The organism is Mycobacterium celatum (genome assembly GCF_002101595.1).
GTDB classification, from domain to species: domain Bacteria; phylum Actinomycetota; class Actinomycetes; order Mycobacteriales; family Mycobacteriaceae; genus Mycobacterium; species Mycobacterium celatum.
On record NZ_LQOM01000016.1, the window covers coordinates 87,527 to 104,176 of the forward strand.

General features: G+C 66.6%; 20 protein-coding genes. 6 read left to right on the top strand and 14 right to left on the bottom strand.

Translation table 11 applies throughout. The features are described 5' to 3' along the window. Positions 1-45: 45 nt before the first annotated feature. Entirely contained in the window at positions 46-480 is a 435-nt protein-coding gene (locus AWB95_RS04115) for an Hsp20/alpha crystallin family protein (protein WP_084706954.1), read from the top strand. A gap of 204 nt (positions 481-684) precedes the next feature. Here the strand turns inward: AWB95_RS04115 and AWB95_RS04120 are convergent, their stop codons facing one another. Continuing rightward, positions 685-912 carry a hypothetical protein gene (locus AWB95_RS04120; protein ID WP_062538783.1) on the bottom strand — a complete coding sequence of 76 codons (228 nt, stop codon included), beginning with the start codon at positions 910-912 and terminating at the stop codon, positions 685-687. Positions 913-1,200: 288 nt separating this feature from the next. Between AWB95_RS04120 and AWB95_RS04125 the strand changes: the two genes are divergently transcribed. Together AWB95_RS04125 and AWB95_RS04130 are read left to right on the top strand one after the other, a co-directional pair. Beyond that, positions 1,201-1,707, top strand: coding sequence for a DUF5130 family protein (locus tag AWB95_RS04125; RefSeq protein WP_062538789.1), 507 nt, complete (start codon positions 1,201-1,203; stop codon positions 1,705-1,707). A gap of 5 nt (positions 1,708-1,712) precedes the next feature. Continuing rightward, a complete protein-coding gene (locus AWB95_RS04130; RefSeq protein ID WP_084706952.1) occupies positions 1,713-2,090 on the top strand; it encodes a nuclear transport factor 2 family protein in 378 nt (125 codons plus the stop codon). Positions 2,091-2,110: 20 nt separating this feature from the next. Here the strand turns inward: AWB95_RS04130 and AWB95_RS04135 are convergent, their stop codons facing one another. The 3 genes from AWB95_RS04135 to AWB95_RS22900 form a co-directional block, all read right to left on the bottom strand. After that, the gene (locus AWB95_RS04135) at positions 2,111-2,431 is read right to left on the bottom strand and encodes an STAS domain-containing protein (protein WP_338016593.1); all 321 of its coding nucleotides are present in this window, start codon (positions 2,429-2,431) and stop codon (positions 2,111-2,113) included. 224 nt (positions 2,432-2,655) lie between these two features. Beyond that, positions 2,656-3,606: a PucR family transcriptional regulator gene (locus tag AWB95_RS04140; protein WP_062538784.1), complete on the bottom strand. Its 951-nt coding sequence runs from the start codon at positions 3,604-3,606 to the stop codon at positions 2,656-2,658. A 269-nt stretch (positions 3,607-3,875) separates the two neighbouring features. Beyond that, positions 3,876-4,265, bottom strand: coding sequence for a hypothetical protein (locus AWB95_RS22900; protein WP_139818453.1), 390 nt, complete (start codon positions 4,263-4,265; stop codon positions 3,876-3,878). Positions 4,266-4,742: 477 nt separating this feature from the next. Between AWB95_RS22900 and AWB95_RS04150 the strand changes: the two genes are divergently transcribed. Then, on the top strand, positions 4,743-5,237 hold the full coding sequence (locus tag AWB95_RS04150; protein ID WP_062538786.1) for a thioredoxin family protein: 495 nt from the start codon (positions 4,743-4,745) through the stop codon (positions 5,235-5,237). Positions 5,238-5,560: 323 nt separating this feature from the next. Here AWB95_RS04150 and AWB95_RS04155 read toward each other — a convergent pair whose 3' ends face one another. Together AWB95_RS04155 and AWB95_RS04160 are read right to left on the bottom strand one after the other, a co-directional pair. Beyond that, a complete protein-coding gene (locus AWB95_RS04155; RefSeq protein WP_099539479.1) occupies positions 5,561-6,028 on the bottom strand; it encodes an Hsp20/alpha crystallin family protein in 468 nt (155 codons plus the stop codon). Positions 6,029-6,253: 225 nt separating this feature from the next. Next, on the bottom strand, positions 6,254-6,559 hold the full coding sequence (locus tag AWB95_RS04160) for a DUF4193 domain-containing protein (protein WP_062539735.1): 306 nt from the start codon (positions 6,557-6,559) through the stop codon (positions 6,254-6,256). A 252-nt stretch (positions 6,560-6,811) separates the two neighbouring features. Between AWB95_RS04160 and thiI the strand changes: the two genes are divergently transcribed. Both thiI and AWB95_RS04170 read left to right on the top strand, forming a co-directional pair. Next, positions 6,812-8,059, top strand: coding sequence for a tRNA uracil 4-sulfurtransferase ThiI (gene thiI, locus AWB95_RS04165; protein WP_062539758.1), 1,248 nt, complete (start codon positions 6,812-6,814; stop codon positions 8,057-8,059). Then, entirely contained in the window at positions 8,056-8,763 is a 708-nt protein-coding gene (locus tag AWB95_RS04170; protein ID WP_099539480.1) for a hypothetical protein, read from the top strand. The genes thiI and AWB95_RS04170 overlap by 4 nt, the downstream gene beginning before the upstream one ends. On the opposite strand, the gene AWB95_RS04175 is transcribed toward AWB95_RS04170, so the two are convergent. The 8 genes from AWB95_RS04175 to AWB95_RS04210 are packed head-to-tail and all read right to left on the bottom strand — an operon-like array spanning position 8,760 to position 16,302. Further along, positions 8,760-9,095 (bottom strand): DUF6285 domain-containing protein, encoded by a 336-nt coding sequence (locus AWB95_RS04175; RefSeq protein WP_062539736.1) that lies wholly within the window; start codon positions 9,093-9,095, stop codon positions 8,760-8,762. The two genes, AWB95_RS04170 and AWB95_RS04175, sit on opposite strands and share 4 nt — an antisense overlap. Next, positions 9,092-10,069, bottom strand: coding sequence for a phosphotransferase family protein (locus AWB95_RS04180; RefSeq protein WP_062539737.1), 978 nt, complete (start codon positions 10,067-10,069; stop codon positions 9,092-9,094). The genes AWB95_RS04175 and AWB95_RS04180 overlap by 4 nt, the downstream gene beginning before the upstream one ends. After that, positions 10,066-11,313 carry an acyl-CoA dehydrogenase family protein gene (locus AWB95_RS04185; protein ID WP_062539738.1) on the bottom strand — a complete coding sequence of 416 codons (1,248 nt, stop codon included), beginning with the start codon at positions 11,311-11,313 and terminating at the stop codon, positions 10,066-10,068. The genes AWB95_RS04180 and AWB95_RS04185 overlap by 4 nt, the downstream gene beginning before the upstream one ends. Positions 11,314-11,326: 13 nt before the next feature. Further along, on the bottom strand, positions 11,327-11,938 hold the full coding sequence (locus AWB95_RS04190; protein ID WP_062539739.1) for a TetR/AcrR family transcriptional regulator: 612 nt from the start codon (positions 11,936-11,938) through the stop codon (positions 11,327-11,329). Continuing rightward, positions 11,938-12,831, bottom strand: coding sequence for a hydroxymethylglutaryl-CoA lyase (locus tag AWB95_RS04195; protein ID WP_062539740.1), 894 nt, complete (start codon positions 12,829-12,831; stop codon positions 11,938-11,940). The genes AWB95_RS04190 and AWB95_RS04195 overlap by 1 nt, the downstream gene beginning before the upstream one ends. Next, positions 12,828-14,027, bottom strand: coding sequence for a CaiB/BaiF CoA transferase family protein (locus AWB95_RS04200; RefSeq protein WP_085167708.1), 1,200 nt, complete (start codon positions 14,025-14,027; stop codon positions 12,828-12,830). The genes AWB95_RS04195 and AWB95_RS04200 overlap by 4 nt, the downstream gene beginning before the upstream one ends. After that, positions 14,024-15,211 carry an alpha/beta hydrolase family protein gene (locus AWB95_RS04205; protein ID WP_062539741.1) on the bottom strand — a complete coding sequence of 396 codons (1,188 nt, stop codon included), beginning with the start codon at positions 15,209-15,211 and terminating at the stop codon, positions 14,024-14,026. The genes AWB95_RS04200 and AWB95_RS04205 overlap by 4 nt, the downstream gene beginning before the upstream one ends. Next, positions 15,211-16,302 carry a homogentisate 1,2-dioxygenase gene (locus tag AWB95_RS04210; protein ID WP_062539742.1) on the bottom strand — a complete coding sequence of 364 codons (1,092 nt, stop codon included), beginning with the start codon at positions 16,300-16,302 and terminating at the stop codon, positions 15,211-15,213. Before AWB95_RS04210 ends, AWB95_RS04205 begins: the two co-directional genes overlap by 1 nt. Positions 16,303-16,650 lie beyond the last annotated feature (348 nt).

A 16,650-nucleotide genomic window follows, 5' to 3' on the forward strand; every position in this document is an offset into this window, starting at 1 on the left:
GTGGCGAAAAGAACAGATCTTCGGGCGATGAAGGAGGTGGTAACGATGCTGAGGTTTGAACCACTGTTCCGTGACCTGGACCGACTCACCCAGCAGCTATGGGGGACCACGGTCGGCACCGCCACCCGTCCTGCGGCGATGCCGATGGATGTCTGGCGTGAAGGCGACAAGTACGTCGTGGAGCTCGACTTGCCGGGCATCAAGCCAGACTCGATCGACATCACCGTGGATCACGACGCGTTGACGGTCAAGGCCGAGCGCCCCTACCCAGGGGAGGAGGGCCACGACTGGGTGACCGCAGAACGCCCGTACGGGGTGTTCAGTCGACAGCTGTTCCTCGGTGACCAGCTGGACACCGACGCCATCAGCGCCGACTACACCGACGGGGTGCTGCGGCTGGCGGTCCCGGTGGCAGAACAAGCCAAGCCGCGCAAGATCGCCATCCAGTCAGGCGCTCAGCAAGCCATCAGCGCCGCCTAACCGATCATGGTGGCGGCAGCCGTCCGCGCGAGTCTGCGCGGACGGCGCATCCGCTGCGGGTGGTTGGGGAGGTGATCAGATCACCGCTATGAGCCGGGCCGCGGCCTGCCTGGCTGTGGTGCCTAGCCCGGACTGGGTACCGGTGCGCGCACATCCGCCTGATCGGCGGGCAAAGGCAAGGCGGGCGGCCAGTCTTGCAGCGGCTCAGCGGTTTTGGCGTTTCTCGCCGGCCGGTCCAACAGTGGGCCGGCCAGCGTAGCTGGGGCCATGTGCGACGGGGTGGTCCACCCGGTGCACGGTGAACCGGCGATGGCCGGTCTCGTCATCGCCCTGCCCGCCGCCGGGTTGGCAGGTCACCGCGTACCCCAGTGGCTGCGACACGTTGTTCAGCCGGTCGGCCTCCGCGTCTTGGGTTTCCTTGCCTGTGGGCATGGGTTCAATTCTCCTGAATGGCGTTGCGGAGCATGGTAAATGCCGAGGTCGCAGCTGATTTGGCGATATCGGGTTGCTGTCGCTGTGCCGAGTGTGGCGGCTGTGTCAGCCGGCGACATGCCGCGTGGGGTCACCATGACTTCCGAGTGTGGCAACCGCGTCGGCCGACTGCGTGCTCCCGCAAGGCCTAAAAAGCGGCTCCGGATTCGTGCTGGCATGTGAGTGGCGCACCTGACCGAATGCGCAATGCTGTGGCCCCGGAAGACAAACCGATCGGAGGCGACGCCTGTGGCAACTGGGTACATGGCCACCATCACCGAAGCGATGGAGAAACGCGAGCTGCCGCCCGGCTTCGTGGTCACCGCCAGTGGCCGGATCTCGGGTGCGGCCGAGCCGGCCCAGGCAACGCGGCGCTATCCCTTGAAAACCATGGATCTCGTCGCCCTGGACGATGCGCTGACCTATGGCACCCGGGACTGCACGGCGCGGCTCGCGGTCTACGTCGGTGACCTTGGAGAACACAGTGCGGCGCGTGCCCGCCAAATTCTGGCCAAGGTGCCCACACCCAACGAGGCGGTGCTGGTGGCGGTCGACCCGAACCGGCATGCGATCGAAGTGGTCTACGGAGAAGGTCTGCGGGGACGCGGAGCCCAAACCGCTGCACCGCGCGCAGTCGCGGCGGCCGCGGCGGCGTACAGGTCCGGCAAAGATTTGACACGGGGACTGGTCGACGCGGTGCGTGTGCTCGCCACCGAAATTTACCCCGTTGAGCCACCGCGAAAGTCGATACCCTAGGCCGCATGACTGACAACGGCATGCTCGATGCGTTGCTGAAACTTGAACGGGCAGGCTGGGATTCGCTGTGCGACGGGACGGGCTCGCGCTTCTACGGCGACGTGATGCTGCCCGACGCGGTCATGGTGGCCGCCAACGGCATGGTGATGGATCGCGACACCGTGGTATCGGCGCTGTCCGAGTCCCCGCCCTGGCGCACATACGAAATCGCCGATGTGCGGTTGATCCGCGCCGACGACGACAACGCGGCGCTGGTGTACACGGGTACCGGCTACCGCGGCGAGGACGAGCCGGCCTTCGTCGCCGCCATGTCCAGCGTCTACCACCGCACCGAGAATGGTTGGAAGCTGGTGCTGTACCAGCAGACCCAGATCGCGGGCTGACGACGCAGCGGCCGTCACCGTCAGATGTCGTCGAGCGTCGGCACGATTTCGACGAGTTCCGATAAGTCGGCGGCCGCCAGCGCCGCGGCACTGGGCCCTTTGTGTGCGCCGACCAGACAGAGGCCGATGTCGGATTCACCGGCTTGGGTCGCCGCCGATGTCAGCGCATCGATTCCGTCCCCGTCGATGCGGTTCACTCCGCTCAGATCGAGCGCCAGCAAGCCCGGTGAGCTGAGCAGCTCGTCGGCGACAGCCCGTCGCATCGCTGCTGTCCCGTCGGAAACCAGCTCGCCATTCACCTGGATGACGCTCGTGCCCGCCGCAGGCCGTTGTACCTGCACCGTGAGGGGGTTGGGCTCTCCCCCTGACGGGTAACATCCTGGACTCATCGAGCCTCCGGCCGGGGCCCGGGATCATGCCGTTGGCGCGCTTCAGTGGGTGCGCCGAACTATACGCGTCCCGGCTGTGCGGACCCAGTATGCGCGGTGCAGCGGTGAGCGACACCGTCCCGTCGGATTCAACCATATTCGCGGCAATTGACCTGTGAGGCCTAGCCGTAACGGGATCAGCGGCCTAGCCGGCCGGCATCGCCTCGCTTGGAAGGCCGGGGCCGCAGGAAGCGCCAGGCCCGCGTGGCGGCGTGCAGGTTGAACCGGGTGTCGACGTCACGCAGGTCATAGCCCGTCACCTCGCCGATGCGGGCCAGACGATAGCGCAACGTGCTCCGATGTATGTGTAAGGCTGCGGCGGTTTCGTCGTAGTTGCCGCCGCGCTCGAGGTACTCGCTGAGCGTCGCGACGAAATCGGAGTTTTTGTTCTCGTCGTATTCGAGTAGTGCACCCAGCCATTCGTGCACATAGTCCTCGACGGCCCCGCTGTGCTGGGCGGCGTCCACCAGGCGATAGAAGCCCAGTTCGTCGTAAGCCGATGCGCCCGGCGGGTCCGAGGAGTGCAGCCGAAGGTTCAGTGCGCGACCAGCTTTCGCAACAGATTCGGGGATCTCGGTCGGATCTTGGCACGGCGAGCCGATCCCGATCACCGTGGCATCGTCGCCCAGCCGATCGCTGATGGCGGCGTAGAACGCGCTCGGATCGGGCCGGTTGTCGACGAGCAACACCACCATGCCGTCGTGCCGGCCATGCAGATAGCGCAGGTGCAATGCCGTGGCCGCCTGGCGCGCAGCGGCAGCCAAGGTCGTATCGGTGGCGTGGGGGTGGTACACCAGCACCGCGTGTTGGGGGCCGTGCAGATCGTGCCCGAGGGCCGCGGCGCGGGCATAGGCCCCCGACGCGTCGGTTCCCCCCAACAGGTCGTCGACGAGTTCGCGACGCAGAGCGAGCTCTTGCTCGGCGAGGCTTCGGCGATAAGAAAGCTCCATGGCGAGCAGGGTGCTGGCGTATTCGAGCGCCTCCAGTTGTGCGTCGCCGGCATGCTGGTGCGGATCGATAAGCGACAGCACACCAAGGACTTCGGCATGCGAGCGCACCACCGTGGCCACCCGGTTCTTCAAGCGCATCGGGCTGTTCGCCCCCCGCCAGCATCGTGATCAGCCGTTGTCGACGATCGGGGTCCGGCTTGGGATACGGTGCGGGCTGGCCGGGCCCAGACCATGCCAGTAGATTGCCGAAGCGGTCTTCGGCGCAGATGGCAAGGCCTGTTACCTGGTTGAGGGCCGCGGTGATGCCTTGCTCACCGGCACCGGAAGCCAGGGCGCCGACGAGCATTTGATGCATGGTGGTGTGTCCGTGCAGCCGCTGCTGCGCGTCGTTGAGCATGCCGTGGGTCTCATCGAGCCGACGCGCCAAACCCGCGCCCTGGGCGCGACTTTCGGCCCACGCCAACGCCGCGCCCATCTTCTGAGCCAACAGTGTGAGCAGTAAGCAGTGCTGGCGCGTTGGCCAACGCCACCCGCCCATCGATCCGGCATTTCGGCAGCTGGCTTTCGATGTCCGTGCGTTGTGGTTGTGCGGCTGGGCAATTGGTGGGGGCGCCGCCAACACAACGGTAGGTGGCTTCTACCCGGCACGGTGTCAGCGCGGAAACGGCGGTGGCGGCCTTCGCCAGAATTTCCTCGGCGTCGAGCTGGTCGAAGCTGATCGCTGCAAGTTCGGCCAGACCGCGAGAATCATCGACGATCTCCGCACCTTCTCTTACGGTATTGGCTTCGGTGTTCATTTCGTTCGTTGGCTAGGGTGAGGCCGAGCATTCGGTGAGGGCGGCGGTAATCCGGCCGGCGGCGTCGAGTCATTCCCGAAGGTTGCTGCCGACCTCGAGGTGGCGGATGGATGGTTGTCCGTGAATTAGCCGGTGGGCGATCCGCTTCGACGCGTTTCCCTTGCATCCCGGGCGCTAGCCGCTGCTGCTGATGGCACACCAGCATTCGGTCAAGCAATTCAGCGCGATCAGCGAATCGGTACTGAGCGCTGTGGCCGCTCCCACTGCTGCGGCTGGAAGTTCAACCAGCATGCAGGGTCAGAACAAATCATATCTATGCGCCGCGCCTGGTTTGTTCGCCTTGGGCGAACGGCGCGGGACCCCCGAATGGTTTAGGGCTCGTGCTGCCAGGACGAGCCGCCGCGGAGTTTTTCGACTCCGCAGGAGCACGCGCGCACGCAGTGGCCGTTGCCAGACTTCCGGTACGCAGGAGGAGCCATGGGACCTTACCCCGAACCGCAGCGGCCGCCCGACCACACGACGGACACGAACGTCGCCACTTGCCCGAACTGCGGGCAGCGCAACCGCGTGCCCGCCTGCGGCCCCGGGATACCACGGTGCGCTCAATGCCATCAGTGGCTGCCCTGGATCGCCGCAGCGGGCGACCGCGACTTCGCCGATGTAGTCGCGAGTTCGACAGTGCCTGTCGTGGTGGACTTTTCGGCCAGCTGGTGCGCGCCCTGCCGCATGGTCAGCCCCGCGCTGGTACAGCTCGCCACCGAGCGCGCCAGCGCGTTGAAATTGGTCAAGGTCGACGTGGACGCGGCACCCGCGGTCGCACGACGATTCGCGGTGCAATCGGTACCCATCCTGCTGCTTGTCGACCGCGGGCAGATCCTGGCGCGGCACTCCGGCGCGGCTCCGGCGACGGTGCTGCGCAGCTGGGTCGACCACGCCCTTTCCGGCACCGCCGCCGGCACCAGACACGGATGAGGACAAGCCCGTTGCCGAAGCCCCGCATACAGATAGGAAATGACCGATGACGTTGCCCGTACGACGTTATTCCGGCCAGCCCTACACATGGCGCCCGTTGCGCGAGCTCGACGAGCTGCATGCACAAATCGCCTAGTGCAATCGGCGCTCGCTGGCTGACCGGACGAGTGCGCCTGGATGCCGGCGGCCGATGTCACCGAACCAACGACGCCTACCTCGTGGAGGTCGAGCTGCCCAAGGCACATAGCGCCAATGCACGCAGAATCACGGTGACCGAGTCGGGAAACCGCTCCGAATCAGGCTGCCGCGCTTGAACAGTACTGCTACCTCCGCGGCCACAGGCGCCGCCACAGTGGCGCTCGCCCAACCGCCCTCGACCCTCCATCGGCTGCCCGGCGGCGGTTGATCTCGATGCGTCGCGGTTTGGCCCGCTCAGTCAGAGGGATGGCCACCCGCAACACGCCGCGGTGGTAGCGCGCCCGGATCTTGTCGGTGTCGAGGTTCTCCCCGAGAACCAGTTGGCGGGTGAACAAGCCGCGCACTCGCTCCGCGGAAAGGACCTCGCGGTTTTGGCCGATGTCGGGGCGCTCGGCGCGGACGGTGAGCACATTGCGCTCGATCTTGAGATCAAGTGAATCGCGCGTCACGCCGGGCAGATCAAATTCGATGATGACCTCTCCGTTGCGTCGCCAGGCGTCCATCGGCACGGCCGCCGGCCGGGCGGCGGTCCCCAGTACCGGCTGGGCGAACCGGTCGAGTTCGCGGGGCGCTTCTGTACGCATCAGCACCATTTCGCACCTCAGAGTCGAGTTAGGTAATCTATGTCCATAGACACAGCTTTGTGATACCACGACATGTATAGTCGCGCAAGCGCAGCAGCCTCATTCCGCGCACGACCGGGCGCCCGCGGGTATTCAGCCGGGCACTCAGCCGCTGCGATATCTCGTACCTTTCAGACGCAGCTAATATAAACCTCTACACATAGATTAGTGGGACAGTATGGCGGCAGGTCTGGGCTAGGCGGCGCAGTCGCGGCAGATCATTGCCCCGTCGTGGTCCTTGACGAGACGGCTGCGATGGTGGACCAAAAAGCACCTGGAACAGGTGAATTCGTCTGGCTGTTTCGGAATGACCCGCACCGACAATTCCTCGCCCGAGAGGTCGGCGCCGGGTAGTTCAAAAGATTCGGCTGCTTCTGACTCGTCGACGTCGATCTCGGCGCCGGGCTGGGCCTGGCTGCGTCGGGCCGCCAAGTTATCCAGCGAGTCGGCGTCGACATCGTCGATCTCGATGCCTCGTGGCGCGTCGTAGTCGATAGCCATGGTGTCGTCCCGTCGTGTTGGTGCAGCAAGTCGGAAGTGTGCAGCGCCCGGCTGCGGATGGCATGCACCCGCAGTGCCCAAAATGGTCTGCTCGGCTCGTCCTGTCAGCACCAGATGGCACAGCCGTCCGCGAGCTGCCAACGAAGCAAGGTATGTGGTTTGTAACATCGGCCCGAATGTGGGCACTCTGGATGAATGACGTCAGCCTCCTCTGATTTGGCTGCGGTCGGCCACACTTCGAGGGCGAACGGCCTGCGCATCGAACCGTGCGTATTGCTGAAGTACGGCGAGCTGGCGCTCAAACGCCGTAACCGGGAGTGGTTCGAGCGGCACCTGGTCCGCAACCTCAGGCATGCGTTGGCCCGCGGTTCCGACGCGGCTCCGCAGGTGCGGCTGCGGCGGCGCAGCGGGGTTCTGGTGGTGTCCTCGCCGACGTTGTCCCAGGCGGACGTGGTCGCACGGGCGCGCGACGTCATCGGCGTCAGCGTCGTGCAACCGATGTGGCGGGTTGCCAAATCGGCTGCGGTGGCTCAGGACGCCGCGGTGCGGCTGCTTCGCGAGCACGTCGCCGGGCCGGCAAAACCGAGTTTCGCAGTGCGCTGCCGGCGACGTGACAGGCGTTTCGGGTTGACCTCGGAGCAGCTGGCGGCCCGCATCGGCGCTCGAGTATGCGCCGAGCTCGGCTGGCCGGTCGACTTGAACCATCCCGATGTGGAGCTGACTGTAGAGGTCGACCGGCGTGAAATCTTCCTCGGCGTGGAGCGGCACCGCGGTCAAGGCGGGCTACCGGTCGGAGCGAGCGGTCATGCCCTGGTGCTGCTCTCGGGTGGGATCGACTCGCCGGTCGCCGCCTACCGCGCGCTGCGCCGGGGACTGCGCTGCGACTTCCTCCATTGCACCGGCGTCCCCTACACCGATGCGACGTCGACGTACAAGGCCTATGCGTTGGCGCGTCAGCTGAGCCGGTTCCAGCGCGGTTCGCGTTTGTACGTGGCGGCTGTGGGACGCGCCCAACGCACGTTGGCCACCAGCGGTGCCGGCGAGGCACAAATCGTGGCGCAGCGGCGACTGTATCTGCGCCTGGCCGACGCACTGGCCCGCCATATCCGTGCGCAGGCTCTTGTCACCGGTGACAGCTTGGGGCAGGTGGCCAGCCAAACCTTGTCGAATCTGGCAGCCACTGATCAGGCCGCGGGCTTGCCTGTGCTGCGACCCCTGCTCGCCTTCGACAAGCTCGAGATTCTCGAGGAGGCACGTCGGATCGGCACGGCCGAGATCGCCGCCCTGCCGCATCAGGACTGCTGCCAGCTTTTCCAGCCCCGCCGGGTGGCCACCTACAGCGACGCCGGGCGACTCGCTGAGATCGAGGCCCGCGCCGACCTTGACGAGCTGGTCGATAATGTGTTGAGCCACGTCCAAGAATTCGATCTCGATTCCTGCGGGGGAAGCGCTTCGACCATGGCGACGCACGACGCAACTACCGCGGTAAAGGACCAGTGATAGACATCGATAGCAAGCGGCGCGGCCGCGACCAGATTTGCGCCCTGGTCGCGGCGCACGGCGCGTTGACGCAGGCAGCCGTCGAGGCGTCACAGTTGATGAGGGCTAAGGGACGAAGCAAATTCGCCGCGCACCTCGACTCTCACCGTGCCGAGCTCAACGTCGCCATCGGCGAGTTCGGCCTGTGGGCTGAGAGTTTCGGCGAGTGGGCGCGGGTCGACGTCGGCCTCGCGATACATCCGCCATTGATAACCAGGCCCGCTGATCCGGTCGCCGGTGACCGGATCGGCGCGGATTTGCTTTCGTCGCGAGAGAATCTGAAACGAAGGCGTGCCGAGTTACTGGCCGAGGTGGGCAAAGCGCGCTTCGTTCTCACCGACGCCGGTCTACCTGGCGAAGAAATCACCGCCTATCGCCGCATGGTGCGGTTATGGGCCGGGGAGGCAATCGATTTGGTCACTGGAGTTCATCGGCTGACGCTTGCCGACCAGTACATTCGCTGCCTCAGCCGGTTGCGCGCCGCGCAGCGGGCCCTGCCGGCGGCGCCCCAGACCGGTGCGGTATACGTGCGGCAGTGGATGGACGACCTCGAGGAGGTCGACCGGGAAGGCGAGCTGGCGCTGGCCGAAACGTGCGGTTATGGCGACTTCGTCGAGTGCTACCGCGTTAGTGCGTTGCGGCAGAAGCCTTTCAGCGACAATTAGCGGTCGTAACCGGGATGGGCAACAGCTAGCCGATACCGCACCAGCGTCCGTAGACACGGCATCACCTTCTCGGCGTCGTTGTCCAGCTCACCGGCCCGGATGGCCGCCGCCAGCTGGGCCTCGTCATCGACACCGAGGGCTTTCAGGGCCTCGGTGACGGAGTCGCCCGGGTCGGCGAGGAGTTCACGCTCGACGATGCGCAACGCGTTGGCGGCCACTCTGGCGTGGAAGTTGACCTGTCCGGTAGTCGCCTCCCGCACATGGGTTTCCAGGAACTCTGCGACGGCCGCGACCAGTTCGGCCGCGGTTGGGCGGCCGTGCGGGCCGGTCACGACGCAGCCCCGTCGAGCAGCGTGAGCAGATCCCACTCGGTCTCGCAGACCCGCCGGCCGATCGCCGCCAGCTCCACCGACCGGGTCTGTCCGCTCAGGTGCCGCTCCGCCTGATAGCGGCAGATGACCCCCCAGCGCAGGGTCGCCAGCACCAGCCACCAGTGAAACGCGTTGCGGTCGACCGAGGTGCCCGCCGCCCTCTCGTAGGCGCGAAGAAAGCTCTCGATGCTGCCCAGTCCGCCCGCGGCACGGCTGGCGGGGGCCCCGAACCGCCAAGCGCGGATGCAGAACCAGGCCAAGTCCTCGTACACCTCGCCGAAATGCACGAGCTCCCAGTCGAGTACGGCAGCCAGGTCGGATCCGTCGACAATGAGGTTGCCCATCCGGTAGTCGCCGTGCACCAGGCGGGTCGGCGACGGCTCCGGGCGGTGCGCGCCGAGCCAGCGAAACGCCCACTCGAAGGTGGCGGTCGTGTCGCCCATGGCGTCCAGCCGGTCGCGCCACTCGCCGAGCTGATCCTGGGTTTGCAGCGCTACGTCCTGCGGGTCGGCCCGGTGGATCGCCGCTAGCGCCTGCGCGCATTGGCCCAGCAGCCGTTCGCGACCCTCGTCGTCCAGTTGGCGCTCGATGCGCCGCACGATCGTCTCGCCCTTGACCTCGCCACAGATCAGAAACGGGTTACCCAGTGCCGCTGCAGAATTGGAGGCAACCATGATGTGTGGGACGGGTGCGCCGGCCGCCGCGGCGGCGGCCTGCACGCGGGCCTCGAGCTCCATCGGGGCATGCACGTCGTCGGGCGGTCCGATACGCAAAATCAGTGACCGGCGATCGTCGGGTGTGACGGCGTCGAACGACCAGGTGCTGCGGCTGGCGCCACCGGTCAGCGCCCGCAGGTTCTCGATCGTGACGTCGGCGTCGAGCTCCGCCGCCACCACCCGGGCCAGCGCCGCGGACAATTCCCGGCCGTCGGTCACTTCTTGCCGAACTTGAACAGCCGCTGGGCCACCCGGCGGATCTGGATCTCCTCGGCGCCCTCAGTGATCCGGTAGCGGCGGTGGTGGCGGTAGATGTGCTCGAACGGCTCGTGACGGCTGTAGCCGAGCCCGCCGAAGATCTGCATGGCGCGGTCGGCGGCGTCGCACACCAGCCTGTTGGCGCGATAGTTGGCCATCGACACCTTGTCGGAGACCTCCAGGTGGTGGTTGCGGTCGAGGTGCCACGCCGCGTAATACACCAGCAGCCGCACCATTTGGGCCTCGGTCTGCAACTCGGCCAGCGGCCACTGCACCGCCTGGTTGACCGAGAGCGGCTTGCCGAATACCGTGCGCTTGCCCGCGTAGTCGGCGGCGCGGTCGATGCAGTATTGGGCGGCGCCCAGGCTGCTGGCGGCCTGCCGAATCCGGTTCTCGTGCAGGAAGGTCTGCGCAACCTCCAGACCGCGGTCCACCTCGCCGAGCACGGCGTCGTCGGGCACCCGCACGTCGGTGAGCTCGACTTCGCCGTGATCGGTGGGCATGTTGAACGTCCACCAGTAGAACGGCACTGTGAAGCCGTCGGCGTCGGTGGGCACCAGGAATGCGGTAATGCCGGTGGCCTGGCCCGGCTCACCGGACGTGCGCGCGAAAATCAGGTCGTGGGTGGCCCGGTGCACGCCGGTGTTGAACCGCTTGGAACCGTTGATCACCCAGACCCCTTCTTTTGAGCCGTCGCGTTGGGCACGGGTCTCCAGCCAGGTCGCGTCGGAGCCGTGCGCCGGTTCGGTGAGCCCGAACGCCATCGAGCGTTCCCCGGTGATCAGTGCCTCCGACCAGTCCCGGCGCTGCGCGTCGGTGCCGAATCGCTCCATCATGATCACTTGCGGAAAGTTGCCGACGATCGACGACTCGTCTTGCAGGTCGTTGTGCAGGCCGAGCCCTTTGGCCGCGAGGTGTTCCCGGATGACGGCCATGTCCAGGTTGGTCCCGTCGCGCCCGCCCAGCGACGAGGGCAGCCCGTAGCGCAGCCAGCCGGCTTTGTCGGCGCGGCGGCGCATCTCGGCCAGCAGATCCTCCCACTCCCGCCGCGGGATCCCGCCGTTGTCCCAGTCGGTGCGGGCATGCTCCCGCCGGTGGTCGAAGTACTGCGTGTTCTCGGCCTGCAACGGCGCGATCTCGGCCTCGATGAAGGCGTCCATCTCGGCAAGCAGCCGCGGAAGATGTTCGGGCAGAGTGAAATCCACTTCCGTACTCCTTCTAGAACCCGTAGAGGGTTTTCTTCCAGATCCTCGACAACGTAGTGATCGCGTCGTCGTCGCTGATTTGCAGCCCCAGCTCGGACGGGCCCACGAAAACCGTGGTGAAATTTTCGAAGAGCAGCGCGATGGCCGCCGCGGTGTGCTCGGGATCGAGGTCGGCGGCATATCCCTGCTGCTGGGCACGCCGCACCGACGCGGCAACGATGTCCATCCCGAAGCGGCGAAATTCATTCTGCACCGCGGCGAAGCGCCGCTGAGTGGACGCCAACTGCGCCACCGCTATCATAATCCCGATGTTCTGCTTGAACATGTTCCAGTAGCCGGTCACCACCGAGGTGAAAAACGCAGTGTCGTCCGGTGATTCGGGCAGCGAAAGGCTGAGCCCAGACGGTGCGACCACGTCGTGCAGAAACGATTCCGCCAACGCGGCCAGCAGGTCCTCCTTGTCGGCGAAATACCGGTAGAACACCGCCGACGACTTGCCGGCCGCGGAGGTGATGTCGGCCAGGGTGGTGCCGTGAAAGCCTCGCTCGGCGAACAGTTTGCGCGCCGCCTGCTCGATGGCCTGGCGGGTCTGGCGGCCTTTGGCGCTCAGCGCTTGCACGGGCATCAGTCACGTTTCCGATCGCCGGCCCGCAGCAGTGCACCCGGAAGGTCGTGCCCGACCGCCGATCTCGCCACCTCGGCGGCGGCGATCGCCTTGTCCAGGTCGACGTCGACGTCGATGCCGCTGTCGGTCAGCAGGTAGACCAGGTCCTCGGTGGCGATGTTGCCGGTGGCACCCGGCGCGAACGGGCAGCCGCCCAGCCCGCCGACCGAGGAGTCCAGCCTGTCCACCCCGGCACGGACCGCGGCGTAGGCGCTGGCGAGCCCGGCGCCGCGGGTGTTGTGGAAGTGCCCGCCCAGGGGGAGGTCGCCGATGATTGGGCGCAGCGCCGCGATCAGCGAGCTGACCCGGCCGGGTGTGGTGGTGCCGATGGTGTCGGCGATCGACAGTCGGTCGACTCCGTATTCGCATGCCGCTGAGGCAATGTCGAGGACGCTCTGCGGCGGAGTGGGTCCCTCGAACGGGCAGTCCCACGCTGTGGCGACGATGACTTCGACTTTCACGCCGGCTGCGTGGGCGATGGTCACGATGTCGGCGGTCTGCGCGGTGGCCTCGGCGGCCGATCGCCCGACGTTGGCGTGGCTGAACGAATCGGACGTCGACACCACGTATTCGATCGCCGGCAGGCCGGCGGCGACGGCGCGTTTGGCGCCGTTGGGGCTGGCCACCAGGGCCGAGAAGTCGATGTCCGGAAAGCGGTGCAGTTCTGCTGCCAGTTCGGCGGCGTCGGCCATCGACGGCACCTTCGACGGCGACACGAACGCGCATGCCTCGACCTCGCGCACCCCGGTGGCGGCTATCGCCTCCAGCAGTTCCAGCTTGGCGGACAACGGGATTGGCTGCTCGATCTGCAGCCCGTCGCGCAGCGCAACCTCTCGAATCGTCACCTGGCTCATAGCGCCCCCTCGGCGCGCAGCCGGTCGAGTTGTCCGGCGGTCTTGCCGAGCAGGCCGAGGTAGACGTCGTCGTTGTGCTGTCCCGGGCGCGCCGGGCCGGCGTTGCGGATGACGCCCGGGGACTCGGAGAACACCGGCACGATCCCGGGACCGAGAACGGGCCGGTCGACCCGCTCGTCCCAGTGCTCGGCGATCATCCCCCGCGCCCGCAGTTGCGGGTCTTCGACGACCTCGGCGACGGTGTTGATGTGTCCGGCGATCACACCTGCGTCGCTGAGGATTTCGATGATCTCGCCCGGCTGTCGCTGAGCCGCCCAGTCGCCGATGATCTTGTCGAGCTGGTCCTGGTTGCGGCCGCGGGCGCCGTGGGTGGCGAACCGGTCGTCGCCGGCGAGCTCCGGGCGGTCCATCGCCCGGCACAGTCGGGCGAACACGGTGTCCTGGTTGGCGGCGATCACCACCCAGCTGCCGTCGGCGGCGCGGTAGATGTTCGACGGTGCGATGCCCTCCAGCCGGGTGCCCGACGGGCCGCGTACCACCCCGCCGACGTCGTAGTCGGGGATGGTGGATTCCTGGATGGCCAAACAGGATTCGGTCAGCGCGACGTCGACCACCTGCCCTTCGCCGGTCACACCGCGGCGATACAAGGCTGCCAGCGCCCCCTGGGCGGCGAACATGCCGGCCAGGCTGTCGCCCAGCGACAGCGCCAGCCGGGGCGGTGGGCCGCCGGGGAAGCCGTTGAGGTGACGCAGTCCGCTGGCCGCCTCGGCGACCGAGGCGTAGCCGGCCTTGTGGGCGTCCGGGCCGGTCTGCCCATAACCGGAGACCCGCACCAGGATGATGCCTCGATTGCGTTGGCGCAGCACGTCGTAGCCGAGGTTCCACTTCTCCAGGGTGCCCGGACGGAAGTTCTCCACCACGATGTCGGATTTCTCGACGAGATCGAGGAACAGCTCGCGCCCACGGTCCTTGCGCAGATCGAGTGTGACGGCTTTCTTGTTGCGCGCGTGCACGGTCCAGAAGAAGTGATGCCCGTTGAGTTCGGCCTGGCCCCAGGTGCGCAGCGGGTCGGGGCTGCCCGGCGGCTCGATCTTGATGACGTCCGCGCCCATGTCGCCGAGCAGCCGGCCGGCGAACGGGCCGGCGATCAGGGTGCCCAGCTCGAGCACCCGAAGGCCTTCCAGCGGTCCGGTCACTGCGCCTCCGCGAAGTCGTGACGCACCAGCCAGTCGGTGACGATGTCGACGGCCTGGCGCAGCTTGTCACGCTGGTCTGGACCTGCGTAATAGTGGGTGGCGCCGGGGATTTCGTGCATCTCCTTGTCGGAATGGCCGATCGCCTCGAACAGCCGCCTGGTGTGGGTGGGCGTGCAGGCGTCGTCGGCGAGGTTGCCGATCACCAGCGCCGGTACGGCGATGTCGCGGCCGCAGGCGATACCGTCGCCGTGCGCGTCGTCGTAGCTCCACTGCGAGAGCCAGCTGCGCAGCGTGGAAAACCGGGCCAGCCCGACCGGGCTCATGTTCACCACTTGGGGATCGCCCAGATAGCAAGTTCCCGGGGTGCGTTCGTTGGGATCGACGGTCGGGTCCAGCCAGCGCGGGTCGGCCATGGTGCCGTGTACGACGAACGCGAACTCGTCGTGCGGGCGGCCGGCGGCCTTGAGTTCGACCAGTTTGTTCTTGACCCACGCGGTGATGCGGCGGTTTCGGTCGATCTGCGCCTGCCGGTAGCGGGCCAGGAATTCCTCGCTGTACGGCGGCTGGTTGGGGTTGTCGGGGTTGTAGAGGTCCAGTTCCGGATCGCGCTTGGTGGGGTCGGATTCGTCGAGGATTGACGCGTCCAGCCATTCGGTCAGGGTGCCGTGCCGGCTGATGTGTGCGGCGAGCAGCATGATGCCGTCGGCGGCGGGCAGGTCGAGCTGGGTGAGGTCGGGGCCGTCGCCCGACGGGCTCGACCTCACGGTCGGGTGCTGAGCCTGCTGTTGGTAGAACAGCGACAGCGAGCCGCCGCCGCTCCAGCCGGCCAACACCACCTTCGCGTACCCCAGCCGCTCCTTGGCGTCCTTGATGCACTCACCGAGATCCTGCACCACCTTCTCCATCAGCAGCGCGGAGTCGGTGCCGCGGAATCGGCTGTTGCAGTAGATGACATGGTGTCCGGCACGGGCCAGCGCGTTCATCATCGGCAGATAGGCACCGCCGCCGATCGGGTGCATGAACACCAGCACGGTGTCCGACGGCTTGGTGCGCGGCTTGAGCAGGTGGCTCTCCAGCACCACCAGCTCGGCCAGCCCGCCGTAGACGTCGCGCACCCCGGAATTGTTCTGGAACGCAACCAGATAGGGGATCCGGTCGTACTCGTGTTTGATAGCTGTGGTCATCAGTGTTGTCCTAGGTCGTGCGCCAGCACTTCGGCCGACGGGGTGAGACGGCGGCGGGTGTCGACGGCGATCACCTGCCAGTCGACACTGTGGAAATCGTCGAACTTACGGCGCGCACGCTCCCGCGCCTTCTCCGGTGCGCCGTGATGAACCCCTTGCGGCGCATGGGAAATCAGGCCCGGTGGCATCGGTATTCCGTAGAGGGAGCCGCCGTGGAAGAAGGCGATCTCGTCGTAGTCGACGTTGCGGTGATACCACGGTGTGCGCTCGGTGCCGGGCACGCCTTCGGCGGGTTTGGGTAGGAAGTTCATCACGTGGACGCCGGTGGCCTGCATGAACAAATGTACGGTGGGCGGCAGATGCACGCTGTCGGAGGTCACCACGTTGTAGTCGGCGATGTTGAACGTGAATGGAAAATTATCGCCGCGCCACCCCTCGACGTCCAGCGGATTGTGTTGGTAGAACAGCGTTGTCGGGCCGCCGTCGTGGACGAGCCGGACTTCGTACTCGTCGCGGCCGTCGTCGTCTAACGGCGCGGGCTCTGGGATGGTGGCCTGCGACGGGTCAAACGGAAAGTGCCGTCCCAATGCCCCGGGCGGCGGCACGCGGAACTCATCGGTGGCCTCGATCATCAACAACGTGGTCTCGCTGTCCGGCAGCTGGCGCCACGTCGTCGCCTTCGGCAGATACAGCCAGTCGCCCTGGCGGTAGGACAGCGGCCCGAACTCGGTCTGCAGTTCCCCCGCGCCGGCATGCACGAAGCACAGCAGGTCACCGTCGACGTACCGGACGTAGAACGGCATCGGATCGCCGCGGCGCGACAGCGAGATACGGCAGTCGGGATTGGAGAACATCAGCAACGGCCCGCCGCGGGCGTCGGTGGCGTCGCTCGGTTTGAGCTCGCTCGTCAGCACGTCGATGGGCCGCAGCGGGCCTTCCGCGCGGTAGGCAGTGGGGTCGTGACGGCGATACATGTTGGCCGTGCGCCCCGTGAATCCGCCCCTGCCGAGTTCGTCGTCCTTGAGGCCGTCGAGATCAGCATGCAGCCGGCGCGGCGTCTTGCCTTTGCGCAGGTGGACGAACGATTCCATGGAGGCTCCCGGGTCGGCGTCGAAGCGGGCAAGAACTGAAAGTGACGTTACTTTTGTTTTCTCGGCAGCGCAAGACCCCGCGGGATGTAACCTTTCGCGTCCGCCACCCGTCGTAAGGGCAGAGTTTCGCCGCCGAATTTGGAGGACATCGGACCATGCCCAACCCATTGCTGCTGGCCACCCACATCACCATTGCGATCGGTCTCACCATCGCCGTCGGCGTGCAAACCGCCGAATTAGCGCGCATCCGAAGCGGTGCAGCCAGGGAATCCGTCGTGCCAACTTTGCGGGCCGCGTTAGTGGCGACATTGGCTGCTGCGTTCCTGATGGCCGACCGGCCGCAAAACG